The sequence below is a fragment of the Kribbella jiaozuonensis genome (genome assembly GCF_005233875.1).
In the GTDB taxonomy this organism is placed as follows: domain Bacteria; phylum Actinomycetota; class Actinomycetes; order Propionibacteriales; family Kribbellaceae; genus Kribbella; species Kribbella jiaozuonensis.
Genome location: NZ_SZPZ01000006.1, coordinates 433,928 through 454,468 on the forward strand (window position 1 = coordinate 433,928; position 20,541 = coordinate 454,468).

General features: G+C 69.3%; 21 protein-coding genes. 11 read left to right on the forward strand and 10 right to left on the reverse strand.

Features of this window, described 5'->3' with window-relative positions; all coding sequences use genetic code 11:
* Positions 1–33 precede the first annotated feature (33 nt).
* Both FDA38_RS37455 and FDA38_RS37460 read right to left on the reverse strand, forming a co-directional pair.
* A complete protein-coding gene (locus FDA38_RS37455) occupies positions 34–810 on the reverse strand; it encodes an LLM class flavin-dependent oxidoreductase (RefSeq protein ID WP_137258904.1) in 777 nt (258 codons plus the stop codon).
* 31 nt (positions 811–841) lie between these two features.
* Positions 842–1,582 (reverse strand): SDR family NAD(P)-dependent oxidoreductase, encoded by a 741-nt coding sequence (locus tag FDA38_RS37460; RefSeq protein WP_137258905.1) that lies wholly within the window; start codon positions 1,580–1,582, stop codon positions 842–844.
* Between the two features lie 118 nt (positions 1,583–1,700).
* On the opposite strand from FDA38_RS37460, the gene FDA38_RS37465 reads away from it, so the two are divergent.
* The 3 genes from FDA38_RS37465 to FDA38_RS37475 are packed head-to-tail and all read left to right on the forward strand — an operon-like array spanning position 1,701 to position 4,233.
* The gene (locus tag FDA38_RS37465; RefSeq protein ID WP_325053136.1) at positions 1,701–3,194 is read left to right on the forward strand and encodes an AlkA N-terminal domain-containing protein; all 1,494 of its coding nucleotides are present in this window, start codon (positions 1,701–1,703) and stop codon (positions 3,192–3,194) included.
* A 2-nt stretch (positions 3,195–3,196) separates the two neighbouring features.
* Positions 3,197–3,751 (forward strand): GNAT family N-acetyltransferase, encoded by a 555-nt coding sequence (locus FDA38_RS37470; RefSeq protein ID WP_137258906.1) that lies wholly within the window; start codon positions 3,197–3,199, stop codon positions 3,749–3,751.
* Positions 3,748–4,233 carry a methylated-DNA--[protein]-cysteine S-methyltransferase gene (locus tag FDA38_RS37475; RefSeq protein WP_137258907.1) on the forward strand — a complete coding sequence of 162 codons (486 nt, stop codon included), beginning with the start codon at positions 3,748–3,750 and terminating at the stop codon, positions 4,231–4,233. The genes FDA38_RS37470 and FDA38_RS37475 overlap by 4 nt, the downstream gene beginning before the upstream one ends.
* Here the strand turns inward: FDA38_RS37475 and FDA38_RS37480 are convergent.
* Together FDA38_RS37480 and FDA38_RS37485 are read right to left on the reverse strand one after the other, a co-directional pair.
* Positions 4,230–5,432 (reverse strand): cation:proton antiporter, encoded by a 1,203-nt coding sequence (locus FDA38_RS37480; protein ID WP_137258908.1) that lies wholly within the window; start codon positions 5,430–5,432, stop codon positions 4,230–4,232. The genes FDA38_RS37475 and FDA38_RS37480 overlap by 4 nt on opposite strands.
* A gap of 1 nt (position 5,433) precedes the next feature.
* Entirely contained in the window at positions 5,434–5,910 is a 477-nt protein-coding gene (locus tag FDA38_RS37485) for a cation:proton antiporter regulatory subunit (protein ID WP_137258909.1), read from the reverse strand.
* A 127-nt stretch (positions 5,911–6,037) separates the two neighbouring features.
* Here FDA38_RS37485 and FDA38_RS37490 point away from each other — a divergent pair, with 127 nt between their 5' ends.
* The 3 genes from FDA38_RS37490 (at position 6,038) to FDA38_RS37500 (ending at position 9,909) form a co-directional block, all read left to right on the forward strand.
* Positions 6,038–6,580, forward strand: a complete 543-nt coding sequence (locus tag FDA38_RS37490; RefSeq protein WP_137258910.1) for a PadR family transcriptional regulator — start codon at positions 6,038–6,040, stop codon at positions 6,578–6,580.
* Positions 6,577–8,592 carry an NADPH-dependent 2,4-dienoyl-CoA reductase gene (locus tag FDA38_RS37495; protein ID WP_137258911.1) on the forward strand — a complete coding sequence of 672 codons (2,016 nt, stop codon included), beginning with the start codon at positions 6,577–6,579 and terminating at the stop codon, positions 8,590–8,592. Before FDA38_RS37490 ends, FDA38_RS37495 begins: the two co-directional genes overlap by 4 nt.
* A gap of 84 nt (positions 8,593–8,676) precedes the next feature.
* Positions 8,677–9,909, forward strand: a complete 1,233-nt coding sequence (locus FDA38_RS37500) for an FAD-dependent monooxygenase (RefSeq protein ID WP_137258912.1) — start codon at positions 8,677–8,679, stop codon at positions 9,907–9,909.
* Here FDA38_RS37500 and FDA38_RS37505 read toward each other — a convergent pair.
* The 5 genes from FDA38_RS37505 to FDA38_RS37525 form a co-directional block, all read right to left on the reverse strand.
* Positions 9,859–10,449 (reverse strand): TIGR03086 family metal-binding protein, encoded by a 591-nt coding sequence (locus FDA38_RS37505; protein WP_137258913.1) that lies wholly within the window; start codon positions 10,447–10,449, stop codon positions 9,859–9,861. The two genes, FDA38_RS37500 and FDA38_RS37505, sit on opposite strands and share 51 nt — an antisense overlap.
* 138 nt (positions 10,450–10,587) lie before the next feature.
* The gene (locus tag FDA38_RS37510) at positions 10,588–11,178 is read right to left on the reverse strand and encodes an HhH-GPD-type base excision DNA repair protein (RefSeq protein ID WP_137258914.1); all 591 of its coding nucleotides are present in this window, start codon (positions 11,176–11,178) and stop codon (positions 10,588–10,590) included.
* Positions 11,179–11,200: 22 nt separating this feature from the next.
* Positions 11,201–13,369, reverse strand: a complete 2,169-nt coding sequence (locus FDA38_RS37515) for an iron ABC transporter permease (RefSeq protein ID WP_325053139.1) — start codon at positions 13,367–13,369, stop codon at positions 11,201–11,203.
* Between the two features lie 44 nt (positions 13,370–13,413).
* Entirely contained in the window at positions 13,414–14,388 is a 975-nt protein-coding gene (locus tag FDA38_RS37520) for an ABC transporter substrate-binding protein (protein WP_137258916.1), read from the reverse strand.
* Positions 14,388–15,215: an ABC transporter ATP-binding protein gene (locus FDA38_RS37525; RefSeq protein WP_137258917.1), complete on the reverse strand. Its 828-nt coding sequence runs from the start codon at positions 15,213–15,215 to the stop codon at positions 14,388–14,390. Before FDA38_RS37525 ends, FDA38_RS37520 begins: the two co-directional genes overlap by 1 nt.
* 97 nt (positions 15,216–15,312) lie before the next feature.
* On the opposite strand from FDA38_RS37525, the gene FDA38_RS37530 reads away from it, so the two are divergent.
* Entirely contained in the window at positions 15,313–16,194 is an 882-nt protein-coding gene (locus FDA38_RS37530; protein ID WP_137258918.1) for a GntR family transcriptional regulator, read from the forward strand.
* 27 nt (positions 16,195–16,221) lie between these two features.
* Positions 16,222–17,097 carry a hypothetical protein gene (locus tag FDA38_RS37535; protein WP_233715162.1) on the forward strand — a complete coding sequence of 292 codons (876 nt, stop codon included), beginning with the start codon at positions 16,222–16,224 and terminating at the stop codon, positions 17,095–17,097.
* A gap of 6 nt (positions 17,098–17,103) precedes the next feature.
* On the opposite strand, the gene FDA38_RS37540 is transcribed toward FDA38_RS37535, so the two are convergent.
* Positions 17,104–18,051: an NAD-dependent epimerase/dehydratase family protein gene (locus FDA38_RS37540; protein ID WP_137258919.1), complete on the reverse strand. Its 948-nt coding sequence runs from the start codon at positions 18,049–18,051 to the stop codon at positions 17,104–17,106.
* A 165-nt stretch (positions 18,052–18,216) separates the two neighbouring features.
* Here FDA38_RS37540 and FDA38_RS37545 point away from each other — a divergent pair, with 165 nt between their 5' ends.
* The 3 genes from FDA38_RS37545 to FDA38_RS37555 all read left to right on the forward strand — a co-directional run bounded on the left by FDA38_RS37545 (position 18,217) and on the right by FDA38_RS37555 (position 20,509).
* Positions 18,217–19,677 carry an LCP family protein gene (locus FDA38_RS37545; protein WP_233715163.1) on the forward strand — a complete coding sequence of 487 codons (1,461 nt, stop codon included), beginning with the start codon at positions 18,217–18,219 and terminating at the stop codon, positions 19,675–19,677.
* 13 nt (positions 19,678–19,690) lie between these two features.
* Positions 19,691–20,050 carry a YciI family protein gene (locus FDA38_RS37550; RefSeq protein WP_137258920.1) on the forward strand — a complete coding sequence of 120 codons (360 nt, stop codon included), beginning with the start codon at positions 19,691–19,693 and terminating at the stop codon, positions 20,048–20,050.
* A gap of 81 nt (positions 20,051–20,131) precedes the next feature.
* A complete protein-coding gene (locus tag FDA38_RS37555) occupies positions 20,132–20,509 on the forward strand; it encodes a YciI family protein (RefSeq protein ID WP_137258921.1) in 378 nt (125 codons plus the stop codon).
* Positions 20,510–20,541 lie beyond the last annotated feature (32 nt).

Here is a 20,541-nt window from a genome sequence, read left to right on the forward strand (position 1 = left end):
GTCTGCCCCGGCCCCTCCAAACCTGTCAACGGTTCAGAGTGGCGGCGGACCCTGGCGCACGATCGCCAACGTCTCCTCGACCCCCATCGGCGCGATCCACCGCCCCCACCACGCGGCCCCCGCCTCCGCGAACGCCGTGGGCTCACCCCCACTGACCTTCACCTCGTGCGCCCCCTCCGCCAACAGCCCGAGGACATCATCAGGAGTGATGGTCTGCGGCGCATCGGTGCTCCCCTTATAAGCGCAAGACCCACCCCACCGCACAATCCGCCGCCGCACGGCAGGCACCAACATGTTCCCGCCCACCCAGACAGGAATTCGTGGCTCCTGCACCGGCCGAGCCGTCAACTGCACGTCCTCCAACCGGTAGTGCTTGCCGGTGAAGGTGACCCGCTCCCCACTCCAGAGCCGATCGATCAACTCCAGCCCCTCGTCCAGCATCTCCGCCAGCACCTTGGGACTCCGGCCCTCCATGAACGGATCGCCCGGATCCCCGATCCCCACCCCGAGCACCATGCGCCCACCGGACAGGTGATCCAACGCAACAGCCTCCGCCGCCACCTTCCACGGCCGGCGCCGGGGGAGCGGCGTCACCGTCGTACCGATCCTGATCCGCTCCGTCGCGACCGCCATCGCGGCCATGCAGATCCACGGGTCGTACGTCGGCTGGGACGCGTCGCCCTGGTAGACGAGGTAGTCCTCCAGGAACAACGCGTCCCAGCCACAGTCCTCCACCGCGCGGGCGAGCTCAGCCAGCCCGCGTGGATCCCGCCCGTCACCCACCGCCCCAACAGTGACCGAGAACTTCATGCTGCTGAGACTAGAGACGACCTCCGACAATTCAGGCGGTGTGCCCGCCGTCGATGGTGAGTTCGGTGCCGGTGATGTAGGCGCCGGCCGGGCCCGCCAGGTAGGTGATCGCCGTGGCGACCTCGAGCGGGCTGCCGAAACGGTCCAGCGCGAGGTCCGCGATCTGCGTCGCCGCGAACGGGCCGTCGGCCGGGTTCATGTCGGTGTCGATCGGCCCCGGCTGGACGACGTTCGAGGTGATGTTGCGGGCGCCCAGCTCGCGAGCCAGCGCCTTGCTCAGTCCGACCAGCGCAGCCTTGCTCATCGCGTACAGCGTCATACCAGGACTCGTGACCCGGCCGGCCGCGCAGCTGCCGAGATGAATCACCCGGCCGCCGTCGGACAGCAGCGGTACGGCGGCCTGCGTGGCGGCGTACACGCCCCGGATGTTGACCGCGACCACCCGATCCACGGCGGCCGGCGTCAGCTCGGTGATCGGCGCGATCGCACCCACCCCGGCGTTGTTCACGAGAATGTCCAACCCACTAAGGGTTTCCGCAGCCCGCCGTACGCCGTCACCGACCGCAACCGCATCCGCGGCGTCGATCGCGAGTGCAACAGCACGCCGACCGAGGCCCTCGATCTCCTTCACGACTGTTGCCGCCGCATCCGCGGACGCGTTGTAGGTGATCGCGACGTCGGCGCCCTTCTCCGCCAGCGCGATCGCGGTCGCGGCGCCGATCCCGCGGCTGCCACCTGTCACCATTGCCTTCTTGCCAAGCAGTTCGTTCATGTGAACCAGTCCACGCGAGCCGTGACGGTGAAGCTGGCAGGAATCCGACGCCGGATCGTGGCGTCGCAAAACCGCGACCCGGTCCACCTCCATGTCGTAAAACCGCTAGCGACTGTCGGTGGCGGCAGGGATGCTGGAGGACGTGTACGAGTGCAGGGAGCGATGTATCCGGGCCGTCCAGTCCAAGGACGCGCGGTTCGACGGGTGGTTCTTCACGGCTGTTCTGACCACGAAGATCTACTGCCGGCCGAGCTGTCCGGTAGTGCCGCCGAAGGTCGAGAACATGCGCTTCTACCCGAGCGCGGCCGCCGCCCAGCAGGCCGGATTCCGCGCCTGCAAGCGGTGCCGTCCGGACGCGAGCCCGGGCTCCCCGGAGTGGAACGACCGCGCCGACCTGGTGGCCCGCGCGATGCGCCTGATCGCGGACGGGGTGGTCGACCGCGACGGCGTGCCGGGGTTGGCCGGCCAGCTCGGGTACAGCGTGCGGCAGGTGCAGCGGCAGCTGCTGGCCGAGCTCGGCGCCGGGCCGCTCGCGCTCGCCCGGGCGCAGCGGGCCCAGACCGCGCGGCTCCTGATCGAGACCAGCAACCTGCAGATGGCGGACGTCGCGTTCGCCGCCGGGTTCTCGAGCGTACGGACGTTCAACGAGACCGTGCAGGAAGTCTTCGCGCTCGCTCCGACCGAGCTGCGTCGCCGCGCCCGCCGCGGTACGGCGACCGCCGCGCCGGGCACGATCTCGCTGCGCCTCCCGTTCCGTGCGCCGTTGACGCCCGACAACCTGTTCGGCCACCTGATCGCGACCGGGGTGCCAGGCGTCGAGGAGTGGCGCGACGGCCACTACCGCCGCACGCTGCGTCTCCCGCACGGTCACGGCGTGGTCGCGTTGCGGCCGATGCCCGACCACATCGCGTGCCAGCTCTCGCTCACCGATCAGCGCGATCTCGCGATCGCGATCAGCCGTTGCCGGCGGATGCTCGACCTCGACGCGGATCCGGTCGCGGTCGACGACCTGCTCAGCGAGGATCCGGTGCTCGCGCCGCTGATCGTGAAGGCGCCGGGCCGACGGGTTCCGCATACGGTCGACGGCGAGGAGTTCGCCGTACGCGCGGTGCTCGGTCAGCAGGTGTCGACCGCGGCCGCACGTACGCACGCGCATCGCCTGGTGCTGCAGCACGGCGAGCCGATCGAGGATGCCGCCGGTGGGCTGACGCATCTGTTCCCGACGACGCAGGCGCTGGCCGGGCTCGATCCGGAGACGCTGGCGTTCCCGAAGTCCCGTCGTACGACGTTGACGACGCTGGTCCGGACGCTCGCCGACGGGGAGATCGACCTGGGCGCGGGGGCGGACTGGGATCGTGCGCGGGAGCAGTTGGCCGCGTTGCCGGGGATCGGGCCGTGGACCGTCGAGTCGATCGCGATGCGCGCGCTGGGCGACCCGGATGCCTTTGTGGCCAGTGATTTAGGTATCCGGTACGCCGCTCGTGACCTAGGCTTGCCCGAGGCCCCCAAACTCCTGACCGACCACGCTCGCGCGTGGCGGCCTTGGCGTGCGTACGCCGTGCAGTACCTGTGGGCCACCGGTGACCACGCGATCAACAAGATTCCGGAGTGAGAATGACCGATTTGACCACCGACCGTCTGTTGCTCCGTCAGTGGCGTGACTCCGATCGGGAGCCGTTCGCCGCCCTGAACGCGGACCCGGCGGTGATGGAGCACTTTCCGGCCCTGCAGACCCGTGAGCAGAGCGACGCCCTGATCGATCTGAACGTCCCGCACCTCGACGGCCGCGGTTGGGGCCTGTGGGCGCTGGAGGCGAAGGACACCGGGGAGTTCATCGGCTTCACCGGGCTCAACGTACCGACGTTCGACGCGCCGTTCCTGCCCGGGGTCGAGATCGGCTGGCGTCTGTCGAAAGGTGCCTGGGGCAACGGTTATGCGACCGAGGCGGCCCGGGCCGCGCTGGCGTACGCGTTCGGCCCGGTCGGGCTGGACGAGATCGTCTCGTTCACCGCGACCACGAACCTGCCGTCGCAGCGGGTGATGCAGCGGATCGGCATGGTGCACGACGAGGCGGGCGACTTCGATCACCCACGGGTCAAGGAAGGCCACCGCCTGCGCCGGCACGTGCTCTACCGGATCGACCGCGCCCAGTGGGAGTCCACCAAGTGACGTACGCCGTCATCGACAGCCCGCTCGGTCCCCTCACCCTGGTGGGGACCGACGCGGGCGAGTTGACCGGCCTGTACATGGACCAGCAGCGCTACCGCCCCGACGAAGCCGGCTTCGGCGACCGTGACGACTCGACCCTGCCGGCGGTCGCCGAGCAGCTCGACGAGTACTTCCACCACGGCCGCACGAAGTTCGACGTACCACTGCACCTGCGCGGTACCGACTTCCAGCGCCAGATCTGGGTGGCCCTCCAGGACATCCCGTACGGCGAGACCACCACGTACGGCGGTCTCGCCGCGGCGCTCGGACTCAAACCCCAATCGGCCCGCGCCGTCGGTCTCGCGAACGGCAAGAACCCGATCAGCATCATCGTTCCGTGCCACCGCCTGGTCGGCTCGACCGGTAGCCTGACCGGCTACGGCGGCGGCATCGAACGCAAACGAGCCCTGCTCGATCACGAACAGGGCGACAAGCTGTTCTAGCTGGGCGTCTCGACCCGCTCGGCAACGGGCACGGCGGCCTTCGGCTTGGACTTGAACAGGCGCCGCGCGAGCGGCTCGGTGTAGCGGGCGGCGACCGGACCGAGGATGACGAGGATCAGCACGTACGCCGTTGCGAGCGGGCCGAGCTTGGGTTCGACCCCGACGGCGAGGCCGGCGATGACGATCGAGAACTCGCCCCGCGCCACCAACGTCCCGCCGGCGCGCCAGCGTCCTGCGGTCGAGATGCCGGCCCGGCGTGCGGCGTACCAGCCGGTGGCGATCTTGGTGAGCGCGGTGAGTACGGCGAGGCCGAACGCGATCGCCAGCACCGGCGGGATCTTCGCCGGATCAGTGCTCAACCCGAAGAACACGAAGAACACCGCGGCGAACAGATCACGCAGCGGAGCGAGCAGATTCCGGGCACCATGCGCGACCTCGCCCGACAACGCGATCCCGACCAGGAACGCACCGACCGCCGCCGACACCTGCAGGTGCTGCGCAATCCCCGCGACGAGCAACGTCAGCCCGAGTACGACCAGCAACAGCATCTCGGGGTTGTCGGAGGACACCGCCCGGCTGATCACCCGTCCGTACCGCAGCGCGATGAACAGCACCACGCTGACTGTCCCCAGCGAGATCAACAGCGTCATGCTGCCACCGGCCAAACCGACACCCGCGAGCAGCGCGGTGAGGATCGGCAGATAAACCGCCATCGACAGGTCCTCGAGCACCAGGATCCCCAGTACGACGGGCGTCTCTCGGTTACCCAATCGGCCGAGGTCGCCGACCACCTTCGCGATCACGCCCGACGACGAGATCCAGGTGACACCGCCCAACGCCACCGCCGCCACCGGACCCCATCCGAGCAGCAACGCCACGGCAGCACCGGGCAACGCGTTCAGCAGGAAGTCGACCGCACCCGAGACGTACTGCGTCTTCAGCGTGCCGACCAGATCCGACGCGGTGTACTCGAGCCCGAGCAGCAACAGCAGCAGGATCACACCGATCTCGGCGCCGGTGGCAACGAACTCCTCACTCGCTGCCAACGGCAACAATCCGCCGTGCCCGAACGCGAGCCCGGCCAACAGATACAGCGGAATCGGCGAGAAGCCGAGGCGGCCGGCGATCCGGCCGAGGATGCCGAGAGCAAGGATGACGGCGCCGAGCTCGATCAGCAGGGCGGTGATGTTCTCGTGCATCTCACCCACCCGCGATCAGGTCGGCCACGGCATCCACGCCCTCGCGGGTGCCGACCACGACCAGGGTGTCGCCGATCGCGAACCGGAAGTCCGGCGTCGGCGAGGGCGTCGCTCCGGTACGCCGCAGTACCGCGACGATCGACGCGCCGGTCCGGCTGCGGGCCTGGGTGTCGCCGAGCGTGCGCCCGGAGTACGGCGACTTGGCGGTGATCGGGATGTGCTCGGTGACCAGGTCGATCTCGATCTCGCCCCGGACCGGGTCGATCGACTCCGGGATCAGCAGCTGCGCGAGCGCCGCCGCCTCGCTCTGGCCGAGCGGGACCGTGGCCTGGCAGGTGTCGTCGTCCTCCGGATCGTGGAAGCCGAGGAACCGCCGGCCGTCGTTGTGCACCACCACCGAGACGTGCTTGCCGCCCTCGGTGACCAGGTCGTACCGCGTACCGATCCCTGGCAACGTCGTCTTGGTCGGGTGATTCATGATGCTCCGATCAATAGATGGCGTCTGCAACCATTCTCTCAAACTCCGAGCACCCGGTCCGGGTCCTGGATGTGATCCGGGTTGCAATCAGATGCAGTGCAACGAGTTGCATAGGTACGCTCCGGTCATGGCGCTGGAGCACGCGATCCTGGTCTCGTTGACCGAGCGCGCCGGGTCCGGCTACGAGCTGGCCCGGCGGTTCGACCGGTCGATCGGCTACTTCTGGCCGGCCACCCACCAGCAGATCTACCGGGTGCTGCGCCGGATGGACGAGGCCGGTTGGGTGACGCACACCGAGATCGCCCAGGAGGGCCGGCCGGACAAGAAGGTCTATCGGGTCGCGGCCGCCGGGCGGGCGGAGCTCACCCGCTGGCTGGCCGAGCCTGAGGATCCCGCCGTACTGCGGGACGGGCTCGGCGTGAAGCTTCGCGGTGCCTCGCTCGGCTCACTGGACGTCGTCCTCAAGGAGATCGAGCGGCACCGGGCCGAGCATGCGACCCGGCTCGAGGTGTACCGCGGGATCCAGAGGCGCGACTTCCCCAAACCGTCCACGCTGCACGGCCGCGACCTGCACCAGTACCTCGTGCTGCGCGGTGGGATCCGCGCCGAGGAGTCGTTCACGGCTTGGTGCGACGAAGTGATCGAAGCCCTCCGGAAGGACAACCGATGACGGCGTACCCGCATTTGCTGGAGCCTTTGGATCTCGGCCATGTGGTGCTGCCGAACCGGGTGATCATGGGCTCGATGCACACCGGTCTCGAGGATCGGCTGAGCGATCTGCCCAAGCTCGCGGCGTACTTCGCCGAGCGGGCGCGCGGCGGGGTCGGCCTGATGGTGACGGGCGGCTACGCGCCGAACCGCACCGGCTGGCTGACGCCCTTCGGGTCGACGCTCACCAGCCATCGGCAGGCACGCAAGCACCGGCTGCTGACCGACGCGGTCCACGAAGCAGGCGGCCGGATCGCGCTGCAGATCCTGCACGCCGGCCGCTATTCGTACCACCCCTTCAGCGTCTCCGCGTCCGCGCTCAAGGCCCCGATCAACCCGTTCAAACCCCGCGCGCTGACCGACCGCGGAGTGCTGAAGCAGATCAAGGCGTACGTCGATTGCGCGGCGCTGGCCCGCGAGGCCGGGTACGACGGCGTCGAGATCATGGGGTCCGAGGGGTACTTCATCAATCAGTTCCTGTCCGAGCGCACGAACAAGCGGACCGATCGCTGGGGCGGCAGCCCGGAGAACCGCCGCCGGCTCGCGGTCGAGATCGTCCGGCAGACCCGGGAGCGGGTCGGCGAGGACTTCCTGATCATCTACCGGCTGTCGATGGCCGACCTGGTCGAAGGTGGTCAGACCTGGGACGACGTGGTTGCGCTGGGCAAGGAGATCGAGGCGGCCGGTGCGTCGATCATCAACACCGGCATCGGCTGGCACGAGGCCCGCGTCCCTACGATCGTCACGTCCGTGCCGCGCGCAGCGTTCACCAGCGTGACCGCGGCCTTCAAGCCGTACGTGAAGATCCCGGTCGTCACCTCGAACCGGATCAACCTGCCGCAGGTCGCCGAGGAAGTCCTGGCGCGTGGAGATGCCGATCTGGTCAGCATGGCCCGCCCGTTCCTGGCCGATCCGGAATGGGTGCTGAAGGCAACAACTGATCGGGCCGACGAGATCAACGTCTGTATCGCCTGTAACCAGGCGTGTCTGGATCATGTGTTCGCGAAGCAGAAGGCGAGTTGCATGGTCAACCCGCGGGCGGCCCGCGAGACCGAGTTGCAGTTGCTGCCGACCCGTCGTACCAAGAGCATCGCGGTTGTCGGGGCCGGGCCAGCCGGGTTGGCGGCGGCGGTGACGGCGGCCGAGCGGGGGCATCGGGTCGAGTTGTTCGAGGCGGATGCGGAGATCGGCGGGCAGTTCGGGATCGCGCGGCGGATCCCGGGCAAGGAAGAGTTCGCCGAGACGATCCGGTACTACCGGCGGCGGCTCGAACTGACCGGCGTGAAGGTGCATCTCGGTCGGCGCGCGACCGTCGAGGACCTGGCCGGGTTCGACGAGATCGTGCTCGCGACCGGCGTCGTACCACGGGTGCCGGCGATCCCGGGGATCGATCATCCGACTGTGCTGTCCTACGCGGAGGTCGTGCGCGAGGGGAAGCCGGTTGGTGAACGGGTTGCGGTGATCGGGGCCGGCGGGGTCGGTGTGGATGTGAGCGAGTTCCTGACCACGCCGGTGTCGCCTGATCTCGAGGCCTGGAAGCGGGAGTGGGGTGTCGGTGATCCGACGAAGCTCGCCGGTGCGCTCGCAGTACCGCAGCCGGAGCCGTCGCCGCGGAAGGTGTATCTGTTGCAGCGTAAGACCGGGAAGATCGGGGCCGGCCTGGGCAAGACCACGGGATGGGTGCATCGGGCTGCCTTGAAGAACAAGCAGGTCGAGCAGTTGCGCGGCGTCAACTACGAGCGCATCGACGACGATGGCCTGCACGTCACCTTCGGCCCGAAGCACGAGAAGCCGCAGGTCCTCGCCGTCGACACGGTCGTCGTCTGCGCCGGCCAGGAACCGGTCCGCGACCTCGCCGATGCACTCCGCGCCACCAACCGCCCGGTCCACCTCATCGGCGGCGCCGACGTAGCCGCCGAACTGGATGCCAAACGGGCCATCGAGCAAGCGACTCGGCTGGCGCTCACCCTCTGATCGGTGCACTAGTGCGCGGTGGCGTCGCGCGGTGCGAGTAGTGCACCGTGTACGGCGTACGCGCACTAGTCAAAGGGGTGAGTGATGAAGACTGTTCTGATTTCCGGTGGTGGGATTGCCGGGCCGGCGTTGGCGTTCTGGTTGCGGCGGTTCGGGTTTGTGCCGACGGTTGTGGAGATCGCGCCGGGGCCGCGGCCGGGCGGGCAGACCGTCGACCTGCGCGGGGTGTCGCGGGTGGTCGCCGAGCGGATGGGCATCATGCCGGCGGTGGCCGAGCGGAAGATGCACGAGCGCGGGCTCGAGTACGTGCGCGCCGACGGCTCGCGGTCCGCGGTGATGCACGCCGAGCTGATGGACGGTGCCGGTCCGGTCGCGGAGATCGAGATTCAGCGCGGTGATCTGGCCGCGATCCTGACCGACGCGACGGCCGGGGTCGAGTACGTGTACGGCGACTCGATCACCGAGCTGCACCAGGACACGACCGGCGTCGACGTGACGTTCGCGAGCGGGACGCACAGGCGGTTCGACCTGGTGGTCGGCGCCGACGGGGTGCACTCGCGGGTACGGCGGTTGGCGTTCGGCGCGGAGTCGGAGTACGTGCGTCACCTCGGCGGCTACACGTCGTACTTCACCGTCGAGACGCCTGAGCCGTTGGACCACTGGTTCAAGGTGTACACCGCGCCGGGCGGGCGATGGGTCGGGCTGCGGCCGGACCACGATCCGCAGTACGCGAAGGCGTTGCTCAGCTTCCGGTCGCCGGTGATCAGCTACGACCGGCGCGACCTCGCGGCGCAGAAGCGGCTGGTGCGGGAGCAGTACGTCGGGCTCGGCTGGCACACGTCGCGGATCTTGGAGCAGCTCGACCAGGCCGGGGATTTCTACCTGGACAGCACGAGCCGCGTCGTCGTACCGGAGTGGTCTCGCGGCCGGATCACGCTCGTCGGCGACGCCGGGTACTGCGGTTCGCCGATGGCCGGCCACGGTACGGCGCTCTCGCTCGTCGGGGCGTACGTCCTGGCGGGCGAGCTGGCCGCGGTCGACGGCGATCACGTCCGCGCGTTCCCGGCGTACCAGGCCCGGATGCAGGCGTACGTCGATCAGCGGATGGAGCTGCCGCCGGGCGGGATCAAGATGGCGATGCCGATGTCGTCGTTCGGGATCGCCTACCGCGACTTCGTACTCCGGACGATGACGTCGAAGCTGATGTCCGGTGCGCTGGCGAAGATGACGTTGGCGAAACCTGATGCGATCGACCTGCCGGAGTACTCAGTCCAGCGGGGAAACCCACTCCGGATTGCGTCCGAGCAGGCCGAGTAGCTGGTCGAGGTCGGGGGCTGTGCCGGAGACCTTCACGATCCGGTCGAACGCGTACCCGGGGCCGCGGTTGCCCTCGGTGTCGGGGATCCGGCGGGCCAGCGTGAGCGCCATCTCGACCATGTCCGGCGGCGGGGTGTACGGGACGTCGATCGCGCGGGCCAGGTCCCAGGCGTGGACGATGCAGTCGAGCTGGTGGAAGGTCAGCGCGATCCGGCGCGGGAACGAGCCGAACTCGCGTACCTCGACCAGCCGGTCCAACGCGCCGCCGTCGGCGAACGCGTCCGCGACCCGCACGTTCGACCGCCGGTACGCGCCGGCCGGGTTGTCGGCGAGGCGGCCGCCGTTCCAGGTGTGGATGGAGGCGGAGCCGTTCAGGGCAGCAGCTGCGAGGCCCTCGTTCTGACTGACCAGATGGCGGAGCAGACCGCGCACGGTCCAGTCGGGGCACGGGGTGGGAAACCAGAGTTGCTCGGTCCGCACCTGCATCACGACTTCACCGAGTACTGCGCCGGCCCGACGATCCAGATCCCGGATGTCCATCCGCTCTCCTCCCGTGGCTGCCCCAGCCGAGCATAAGGCGGTACGTCGCCTCCTGCAGGAAACCGCGTGGTTCACAAGGGACAACCCGCACGCAGAAGGCCTGACCTGCAACAGGTCGGGCCTTGGTGTCGCGGGGATTCAGGCGCCGGCGACTTCCTTGGCGGCGGCCTTCGCGGCCTTCTTGAAGTTGCGCACCTCGGCCAGCGAGGCGGCGTCGGTGACATCGGCGATCGAGCGGTGCGAGCCGCGGTCGCCGTAGTGCCCGGCGGCCTCCCGCCAGCCCTTGGGCTGTACGCCGCGTTGCTTGCCGAGCATCGCGAGGAAGATCTTCGCCTTCTGCTCACCGAACCCGGGCAGTGCCTTCAGCCGCTTCAGCACCTCGGCGCCGTCGGGCTTCGGCCGGCCGCTGAGCCAGATGTTCGCGGTTTCGCCGTCGTAGTTGTCGATGATGTGCTGCGCCAGCGCGTGCACCCGGCGGCCCATCGAACCGCCGTACCGGTGGATGGCCGGCGGCGTGACGCAGAGCTCGACGAACGTGTCGACGTCGCTCGCGGCGATCTTGTGCAGGTCGAAACCGTCCATCCGGTTCGCGATCTTCCACGGGCCGGAGAAGGCGTGCTCCATCGGATACTGCTGGTCCAGGAGCATCCCGACCAGCAAGGCGAACGGGTCGTCGTTGAGCAACTTGTCGGCGTCCGGATTGCCGGTGAGGTGCAGTTCGCGCAGCATGCGGACCATCTTGACACGAGGTTCAGCGCGTGGGCACCCGTGTTCTCCAGAGCAGATAGACGAAGTACGGCGCTCCGATGAGTGCTGTTAGGAGGCCGGCCGGGATCTGGGCTGGGGCGAGGACCGTACGGCCGAGGCTGTCCGCGACACTGACCAGGATCGCGCCGAGCAGGGCCGCGACCGGGAGGATCCGCGCATGCCGACCGCCGACCAGCGCCCGTGCTGCGTGCGGGGCGACCAGGCCGACGAACCCGACCACACCGATCGCGGAGACCGCCGCCGCAGTCAGTAGAGCTGCTGCCAGCAGCATCAGCAGCCGCGTTCGCTCGAGCCGCACGCCGAGGATCCGCGGCACATCATCGTCCAGGGCCAGCAGGTCCAGCTCTCGACGGGCATGGACAACAACTGGAGTGAGGACTATCAGCGCGATCGTCACCGGTAGCACCTGCGGAAGCGTCCGCCCGTACGTGCTCCCCGACAACCACGTCATCGCCAGACTCAGGTTCCACGGATCGGTGGCAACGATCAGCAACGTGATGATCGCGGTCGCCACCGCCGAGACGCCGACCCCGATCAGCACCAACCGGTCGGAGCTCAAGCCGCCGCGCCAGGAGATCAGGTAAACCAGCCCGAACGTGACGACGGCTGCGACCGCGGCGACGCCCGACAGCAGCCAGATGCTTGCTGAGGGCAACAGGATGAGCGTGGCGATCGCGCCGACGCCCGCGCCGCCGGTGATGCCGAGGATGCCCGGTTCGGCCAGCGGGTTGCGGCAGACCGCCTGCACCGTCGTACCGGCGATCGCGAGCGCGGCACCGCACAGCAGCGCCGAGGCGACCCGTGGGAAGCGCTGGTCCAGCACGTAGGTGATCGCGCGGCCCGACGCGCCGTTGATCCAGTTCGCGAGGTCGCCGGTCCGGAGCAGCGCGTCACCGGTCAGCATCGCGCCGACCCCCGCGGCGATCAGCAGTACGACGAGCGCCGCGGTCACGATCCAGAACGTACGGCGACTCCGCAGCCCGCTGCTCGTCCCGCCGGGGGAGCGGCTCGGTCCCGAGTCGCGATGGCGACGGGCCAGCCAGATCAGGACGATCGCGCCGACCACCATCGTCATGATCCCGGTCGGGATCTCCACACCCGCCTGCCCGCCGAACGCGGCCCGCAGTACGACGTCCGAGGCGAGTACGACGAGGACGCCGGCGAGACCGGAGAGCGGGAGCAGTACCCGGTGCCGGAGCAGGCCGGGGACGAGCGGGGCGGTGAGGCGGACTAGGACCGGCGCGACCAGGCCGACGAAACCGACCGGTCCCGCGACGGTGACGGCGGCCGCGGAGAGCATGACCGTGACGAGGGTGGTGAGGACGCGGATCCGGCGTACGTTCACGCCGAGGACGGCGGCGGTGTCGTCGCCGAGGGCAAGGATGTCGAGTTTCGCGGCCAGCAGGAACGCGGTGAGGATGCCGAGGGCAACGATCGGTGCCATCTGGGTGACCGCGCGCAGGTCGGTCTGCACCAGCGTGCCGGCGCCCCAGGCGAACGTGCCGACCGTCTCCTCGCGGTACAGCAGCAGGAGCAGCGTGGTCACGCCGGCGAGCGCCATCGCGACCGCCGACCCGGCCAGGATCAGCCGGGTCGGCCCGGTGGAGCCGCCCGCCGACAACACGAGCACCAGCCCTGCGGCTGCGAGCCCGCCGACGAACGCGACTCCACCGGCGGGCAGCGCGGGCAACGACACCCCGAACGCGGCCACGATCACGACGGCCAGGTACGCCCCTGCGTTGACCCCCAACGTGTCGGGTGAAGCGAGCGGGTTGCGAGCCAACGACTGCAACCCCGCTCCCGCAACCCCCAGGGCGATACCTACCAGCACCCCGGCCAGCAGCCGGGGCAACCGCGACGCGACCAGCACGTTCGCGGCGTTGTCCGTTCCTTGCCCGAACACCAGCCGCAGCAGGTCCCCGGCTCCCACCGAGGATGTGCCTTGCGTCAGATGCACGGCAGCCAGCAGGAGGATCGCAACCGCCGCCACCACGAACACCCCCGCCACCCGCACCGGCCGAACGGGTTGAAGCGGGACCTCCCGCGCTGCGGCCCCGAGACCGTGGTGGGTCGCGGGGCGGGGCGCCGCCGGCCGATCCGCGTGTGGAGCGCCTGCGCCCACCCGGTCCGGGTGTGGAGCGCTTGCGCCCACTCGGTCCGGGTGGTCGGGCGGGGCGCCTGCGCCCGCCTGCTGGGTCAAGATGTGACTGCCTGGACGGCGGCGTCGATGAACTGCTCGGTGGACTTCGGGCCGCCGAACATCCAGATGCCGTCGGGCAGGCGGTGGACCTTGTCGGTCTTCACGAACGGCAGGTTCTTCCAGATCGCGTTCCCGGCCAGGTCGCCGCCGAACACGTCACCGCCGTCGTTCTTGTTCGCGATGTAGAGGAAGTTCCCGTCGGGCAGCTTGGTCAGCCCCTCGAGATCGGTCTGTGCGAGCCCGTAGTCCTTGTCGCCGGCACCGGTCCACCCGTTCTTCAGACCCAGCTCGGTCGCGACCGCGCCGAGCAGCGACCCGGTCGTGAACATCCGGATCGAGATCGTGCTGCCCTGCTTCCACCCGTCCGCCATCGTGAACCCGGTGCCGGCCTTACCCGCGTCGGCGATCTTCTGCTTGCCGTCGGCAATCGCCTTGTCGAAGTCCGCGTTCAGCTGCTTGGCCTGGTCCGCCTTCCCGACCGCCTGGCCGATCAGGTCCAGGTTCGTCTTCATCTGCGGGATCGCGTTCTTCGCGTCCGCGCCGCGGATCACCAGCACCGGCGCGGCCTTCTCGAGCTGGGTGATCGTGTTCGCGGCCTCGTCGGTCGTGGTGATGACCAGATCGGGGTTGAGGGCAACGATCGCGTCGACGCTCGCCTCGCCGCGGGTACCGACGTCCTTCACCGACGGGTCGAGCTTCGCCGCGGTGACCCAGTTCGTGTAGCCCTTGGTGTCCGCGACGCCGACCGGCATCACGCCGAGCGTGACCAGGTTCTCGGCGGCGTTCCACTCCAGCGCCACGACCTTCTTGGCGGGCGCCTTCAGGTCGAGCTTCTTGTTCCGGGCGTCGGTCAGCGAGACCGGCTGCGCCGCGGCGTCGCTGGCGTCGTTCGAGGCGGTGGGTTCGCTGGTACCGCAGGCAGTCAGGCCCAGCAGGGCAGCAGCGACCAGAGCGATGGCGGTTCGTCTCATCAGGATGACTTCCAGCTCGTCGTGACGCGGGACAGGTGTTTGCCGATGGGGCGAGTGGTGACCAGACCGGTGGCCGGATCGGTGCCGACCTCGATGGTGATGCCGTACGTCTCGGTGAGTGCGTCGGCTCGCAGTACCTCGTCCGGCGTACCGGTCGCACATACCCGCCCCTGATCGAGTAGTGCGATCCGGTCCGCCACCGCAGCGGCCTGGTTCAGGTCGTGCAGTACGACGCCGACCGCGACGCCGTGCTCGTCGGCGAGTTCGCGCATCAGGTCGAGGATCTCGATCTGATACCGCAGGTCGAGGAACGTGGTCGGTTCGTCGAGCAGGAGTACGCCGGTGTCCTGGGCGAGACACGTTGCCAGCCAGACGCGCTGCAGTTCGCCGCCGGACAGCTCGTCGACCGCACGCTCGGCCATCGATGTGACGCCGGTGACCGTCATCGCGTGCTCGATCGCGCGCGGGCCGTCCGCGTCGTCGTTGCGCCAACGGCTCCGGTGCGGATGACGCCCGTACCCGACGACGTCGCGCACGCTGACGCCGCTCGGGGTCGGCCGGGACTGCGAGAGCAGCGTGACCTTGCGGGCGAACTCCTTCGCCGACAGGTCGAGCGCGTTACCGCCACCGGGGAAGGTGATGCTGCCGGCGTCGGGGTGATGGAGACGGGCGAGGGCACGCAGCAGCGTCGACTTGCCGCTGCCGTTGGGACCGACGAGCGCGGTCACGCGCGCGGGCTCGAGATGCAGCGAGGCGCCGTCGACGACACGCCGGCCGTGGTACCCGAGACACAGCCCGTCGCCGGTCAGCCCGATCGTTTCCTGCATGCGGCAGAGGATAGCCTTACCTAAGCTGACCTGTCAGGAGGGGTCTCATTCCGGGATAGTGCGCGTACGATGTATGCGCACTAGCTCGGGAGGGGCAATGACGCAGTACGAGACGATCGCGGCCGAGTTGCGGCGGCGGATCAAGGCCGGTGAGTTGAAACCGGGGGACCGGGTGCCGTCGACGCGGGCGCTGGTGCGGGACTTCGGGGTGGCGATGGCGACCGCGACGAAGGCGTTGCAGGCGCTGCAGGCCGAGCGGCTCGTGCATCCGAGCCCTGGTGTCGGGACCGTCGTCGGTCCACCTCCTCGTACGACGCGTCGCGTCGAGCAACCTGAGCTGAATCGGGACGAGGTCGTGCGGATGGGGATCGCGATCGCTGATGCCGAGGGGCTGGCCGCGTTGTCGATGCGGCGGATCGCGAGCGAGCTCGGGGTGTCGACGATGGCGCTCTACCGGTACGTCGGGGGCAAGGACGTACTCGTCGTACAGATGGTCGACACGGCGATCGGGGAGTTCCCGCTGGGGACTTCGCCGGATGATTGGCGCGAGGCGATCGCGATGGTCGCGCGGGTGCACTGGGCGGCGTACCGGCGTCATCTCTGGCTGGCGAGCGCGATCAGTCTGAGCCGGCCGCAGTTGGTGCCGCGGTTGCTTCCGCACACGGATGCGGTGCTGCGGGCGTTGCGCGGGTTCGAGAAGAGTTCGGCGTTATCGGCGATGATCAGCCTGTTCGCGTACGTGCGCGGCCTCGCGCTGGTGATGGAGGCGGAGGCCCAGGCCGAGCAGGACACGGGCGTGACCGCGGACGAGTGGGTGACCGAGCAGGCGGACAAACTCGGCGCGATGATCGCGATGGGGAATCTGCCCGCGTTCCGGGAGTTGCTTGCGGACGGGTTCGACTATGAATACGACCTCGACAAGTTGTTCGAGTTCGGTCTCGATGTCTTCCTCGATGGGCTGGCGACCCGGCTACGCTGAGTGCTGACGACTTCTCCGGAGGTGGCGATGGAGCCTGTGTTCGCGCCGGGTGTGCCTGTCGGCGTACCGCGGTTGTACGAGCACCGGCCGGAGTTGTTCGTCGCGGCCGATGCGTCCCGCCCGAAACGGCAGACGTCGTGGTCGGTGGCACCCGGGAACACGTTCGGCACGCTGCTGGTCTGGCTCGCGGTGTGCGTCGGCGGCTGGATCCTGGCGCTGATCGTGATGGCGGCGACGCTGCCGACGGCGGTCGCGGCCTGGGCGGCGGTGGCGCTGGCCGGCGTCGCCGTCCTCGCCACCGGCGGGATCCTGGTGAAGTCGATGGTCGAGGACCGCGGGCACAAGGCGGTCCGGATCCAGCACGGGAAATACCTGCTGCCGGAGGACTTCGACGAGCCGGCGGCGCGGATGCTCGGGCGTGCGCAGCGTGCGGTGAAAACGGTGCTTGAGGCAACAGTTACCCGGCGCGGGCTGCTCGACGAGATGAAGAACGAGCTCGTCCTGCCCGAGCAGCTCTGGGACATCGCGCAGGTACTGCGGGAGCAGACGGTACTGCGAGCGCGGCAGAAGGACATCGCCCGAGGGATGGAGTCCGCCGAGCTGGACGCCGTACTCGGACCGCAGCGCCGCGCCCTCGCGCTCTCCGTCGACGCGATCAAGCGCAAGGTCGACCTCCTCGACCGGTACGCCGACCGGGTCCGCTCCGCCGACGCCGCCCTGCGTGCCGAAGCTGCGCTGGAGGACGGCGACCGCTACATCGAACTCCTCGCCCGCACCGAGCCCGTCGGCGACACGTCGATCGTCCAAGGCTTCGCCGACGAGGCCACCGCGCTGAAGGACACCCTCACCCGCTCGATCAACGCGGCCCGCGACGCCGGCCGGACCCTCGCCCTCCCGGAGTAGCTCCGGTCAGATGGAGGCCAGGAGCTTCGCTTCCTGCTCGGGGGTGAAGCCGAAGTCGAGGTCCGGGGTGCCGCGGTCGTGATCCCATGCGACCAGGTCGGCGATGGTCTGGCGGAGCGGAGTGACGGACATGCCCGCGCCTCGCGCCTTCGCCGGGTTGCGGCGGCGTTCGCCCCACTCGGACTCGGGCTCCATCAGCGGGAAGCGCGCCGGCGCCGCGTCCCTCGGCACCGGCACCAACTCAACCGTTCGGCCGGCCAGGTCCGCCGAGGTTTCGATCAGTTCGGCGATCGTGCTGAACGGCCCGACCGCGTTGTACCCGCCGGACCGGGCGTCGGTGATCAGCTGGACCGCGAGCCGTCCGACGTCGCGGCTGTCGATGAACTGCAGCGGCTGCTCCGGCTTCGTCGGCAGCGCGACCCGGCCGCCGGCGGCACCGCGTCGTACCCAGTAGAGGACCGTGCTCGCGGTGTCGCCCGGGCCGGTCACCCGGCCGGGGCGGATGATCGTTGCCCGATCGCCGTACCGCTCGACGACATCGTCCTCGCACGCGACCTTGCACGGCCCGTACGTCTCGTTGGTGAGTACTTCGGCGTCCCGCATCGGCTCGCGCCGGGGCGCGGTCTCGTCGGTCCCGGCCGGCAGGTCGCGGACGTACACCGCGTGGCTCGAGACGAACACATACCGCCCGACCCGGTCACCGAGCACGTCCATCGCCTGGTCGACGTCCCGGGTCCGGTAGCCGCTCAGGTCGACCACCGCGTCCCACTCGCCGGTCTGCAGCGACTCGTAGTCGCCGGTCTCCCGGTCGCCGATCAGCTCGGTCACCTGCGCGGGCAGCGGCGTACCGCTCTTCCCGCGGCTGAACGACGCGACCTCCGCGCCGTGCGCCAGCGCGTCCTCGACGATCGCGCGGCCGACGAACCCGTTTCCACCCAGAACCAGAATCTGCACGATCGGTCAACCTACCGGCCGGATGCGGCCGATTGACAACCGATTAACGCTGTAACACGTCTGAAGAGGTACAGGGTGCGATTGGTGGCGCACACTGGAAGCGGACGGCGGACAGGGGAGCCAATGGGGAGACGTGCGCGCGCGGCAACGAGACGGCCACGATCGGTGCCGAAGTTGCTGGGGCTGACCCTGTTGGGCGCACTGCTTCCAGGACTCGGGTTGATCATCGGCGGCCGCCGGCGGATCGGCGCGTTCGTACTCACCCTGTTCCTCGGCCTGGTCGGCCTCTGCGTGTACGTCGGGCTGACCCGGCGGGAGCAGGTCCTCGCGGCCGCCGTCGTACCGAGCCGGCTGCTGATGACGTCGGTCGTGATCGCCGCGGTCGCGTTCCTCTGGATCGTCGTGATCGTGGCCTCGCACCGGTCGTTGCGTCCGGCAACGGGCGGTGCGGGCGGCCGGGCGCTCGGGGCCGGCTTCGTCGGGATCCTCTGCTTCGCGATCGCGGCGCCGGCGGCGGTCGGCGTACAGAGTGTGCTCGCGCAGCGGACGCTCGTGCAGGACGTGTTCCAGGCGGAGGGCGAGAGCAAGAGCGCGACCCGGCCGAAGGTGGTCAACGTCAAGGACCCGTGGGAGGGCAAACCGCGGCTGAACCTGCTGCTGCTCGGCGGCGACGACGCGCCGAGCCGGGAGGGCGTACGAACGGACACGGTGATCGTGGCGAGCATCGACACCAAGACCGGCAACACCGCGCTGATCTCGCTGCCGCGGAACCTGACCTTCATGCCGTTCCCGGCGGACTCGCCGCTGCACAAGTACTACCCGGACGGTTTCGGCAAGGAGGGGCTCAGCCTCGACGGCCGGCTGGAGTGGATGCTGACCGCGATGTACCAGAACATCCCGGACGCGCATCCCGGCATCCTCGGCCCGTCCGACAACGAGGGCGCCGACGTGGTCAAGCAATCGGTCGGCGAGGCGATCGGGCTCAAGCTCGACTACTACCTGCAGGTCAACCTGCAGAGCTTCCCGGAGATCGTCGACGCGCTCGGCGGGATCAAGGTCAACGTCAACGAGCGGGTCGCGATGGGCGGTATCAGCAGCTCGCACATCCCGCCGAAGGAGTGGATCGAGCCCGGCCCGAACCAGCACCTCGACGGACGGCACGCACTCTGGTTCGCCCGCGGCCGGTACGGCGCCGACGACGACCAGCGGCAGGTCCGCCAGCGGTGCGTGATCAAGAGCATCGTCGACGCGGCGGATCCGCAGACGCTGGTCACGAAGTACAAGGCGATCGCGAAGGCCGGGCAGCACCTGCTCCGGACGGACATCCCGCAGGAACTGCTCCCGGCGATGGTCGAGCTCGCGCTCAAGGTCAAGTCCGGCACGGTCTCCAACGTGACGCTCGACCCGGAGAAGCTGCGCCTCAAGTACCTCCACCCCGACTACCAGGCCCTCCGCGACACCGTCGAGAACGCCCTCGAATCCACCCCGCCGCCGACCGTCACGCCGACCACCCCCAGCACCACCCGCAAGCCGACCACCACAACCACCACCACTCCACCCCCCGGCCCGACCCAGAATCTGGTCGACGCCTGCGCCTACAACCCCAACGGCGACCAGCCGAACTGAGTAGCTTGGCGACATGCGTTTCGACCGATACACCGTGATCCTGCTGACGCTGCGCCCGGACGCCCCGGTGATGACCGACGACGAGGCCGCCGACCTGCAGGACCGCCACCTCGCCCACGGAGCCGACCTCCAGGATCGCGCTCTGGTGCTGGCTCGCGGCCCACTCGTCGACCAGGACAACGAGCGCTACCGCGGCTTCTCCATCTGGTCGGTCGACGCCGCAACCGCCCGCCAACACGCCGAGGCCGACCCCGCAGTCCGAGCCGGCCGCCTCGCGGTCGAGGTCATGACCTGGATGATGCCCGCCGGAAACCTCCAGTTCTCCCAGGTCCGGGCCCCCCGCTCGATCGCCGAAGCAACCGGGAGCGATTGATCCGAGGGCGCGTGTCGATCCTGGTGTGGGCTGATCGACGTGAGAGTAAGTGATCGATCGACACGACGAGGAGCAGCAGCGATGCGCTACATGATCATCAACAAGGCGGATGCCGACAGCGAGGCCGGGAAGTTTCCGTCGCCGGAGGTTGCGGAGGGGGTCGGGAGCGTGATCGAGGACCTGTCGAAGGCGGGAGTGCTGCTGTTCGCGGAGGGGGTGCACCGCAGCTCGCTCGGCGCGCGGGTGAAGGTCGAGGACGGGCGGCGTACGGTCACCGACGGCCCGTTCGCGGAGACCAAGGAACTCGTCGGCGGGATGATCGTCGTCGAGGTGCGCAACCGCGACGAGGCGATCGAGTGGGCCGCCCGGCTGGCGGAGGCGCTCGGCGACGAGGTCGAGGTGCGCCGGGTCGTCGAGGAGGCCGATTTCGGTCCGGACTCGGACGTCTTCCAGAACTGATGTCCATTCGTGCCACCGTCGTTCGTGGAGGT

Bases quoted from the DNA above. Each gene is read 5' to 3' on its own strand.
- FDA38_RS37455 (WP_137258904.1), bottom strand. From the start codon at position 810: ATGAAGTTCTCGGTCACTGTTGGGGCGGTGGGTGACGGGCGGGATCCA.
- FDA38_RS37460 (WP_137258905.1), bottom strand. From the start codon at position 1,582: ATGAACGAACTGCTTGGCAAGAAGGCAATGGTGACAGGTGGCAGCCGC.
- FDA38_RS37470 (WP_137258906.1), top strand. From the start codon at position 3,197: ATGACCGATTTGACCACCGACCGTCTGTTGCTCCGTCAGTGGCGTGAC.
- FDA38_RS37480 (WP_137258908.1), bottom strand. From the start codon at position 5,432: ATGCACGAGAACATCACCGCCCTGCTGATCGAGCTCGGCGCCGTCATC.
- FDA38_RS37485 (WP_137258909.1), bottom strand. From the start codon at position 5,910: ATGAATCACCCGACCAAGACGACGTTGCCAGGGATCGGTACGCGGTAC.
- FDA38_RS37490 (WP_137258910.1), top strand. From the start codon at position 6,038: ATGGCGCTGGAGCACGCGATCCTGGTCTCGTTGACCGAGCGCGCCGGG.
- FDA38_RS37495 (WP_137258911.1), top strand. From the start codon at position 6,577: ATGACGGCGTACCCGCATTTGCTGGAGCCTTTGGATCTCGGCCATGTG.
- FDA38_RS37500 (WP_137258912.1), top strand. From the start codon at position 8,677: ATGAAGACTGTTCTGATTTCCGGTGGTGGGATTGCCGGGCCGGCGTTG.
- FDA38_RS37505 (WP_137258913.1), bottom strand. From the start codon at position 10,449: ATGGACATCCGGGATCTGGATCGTCGGGCCGGCGCAGTACTCGGTGAA.
- FDA38_RS37510 (WP_137258914.1), bottom strand. From the start codon at position 11,178: ATGCTGCGCGAACTGCACCTCACCGGCAATCCGGACGCCGACAAGTTG.
- FDA38_RS37520 (WP_137258916.1), bottom strand. From the start codon at position 14,388: ATGAGACGAACCGCCATCGCTCTGGTCGCTGCTGCCCTGCTGGGCCTG.
- FDA38_RS37525 (WP_137258917.1), bottom strand. From the start codon at position 15,215: ATGCAGGAAACGATCGGGCTGACCGGCGACGGGCTGTGTCTCGGGTAC.
- FDA38_RS37530 (WP_137258918.1), top strand. From the start codon at position 15,313: ATGACGCAGTACGAGACGATCGCGGCCGAGTTGCGGCGGCGGATCAAG.
- FDA38_RS37535 (WP_233715162.1), top strand. From the start codon at position 16,222: ATGGAGCCTGTGTTCGCGCCGGGTGTGCCTGTCGGCGTACCGCGGTTG.
- FDA38_RS37550 (WP_137258920.1), top strand. From the start codon at position 19,691: ATGCGTTTCGACCGATACACCGTGATCCTGCTGACGCTGCGCCCGGAC.
- FDA38_RS37555 (WP_137258921.1), top strand. From the start codon at position 20,132: ATGCGCTACATGATCATCAACAAGGCGGATGCCGACAGCGAGGCCGGG.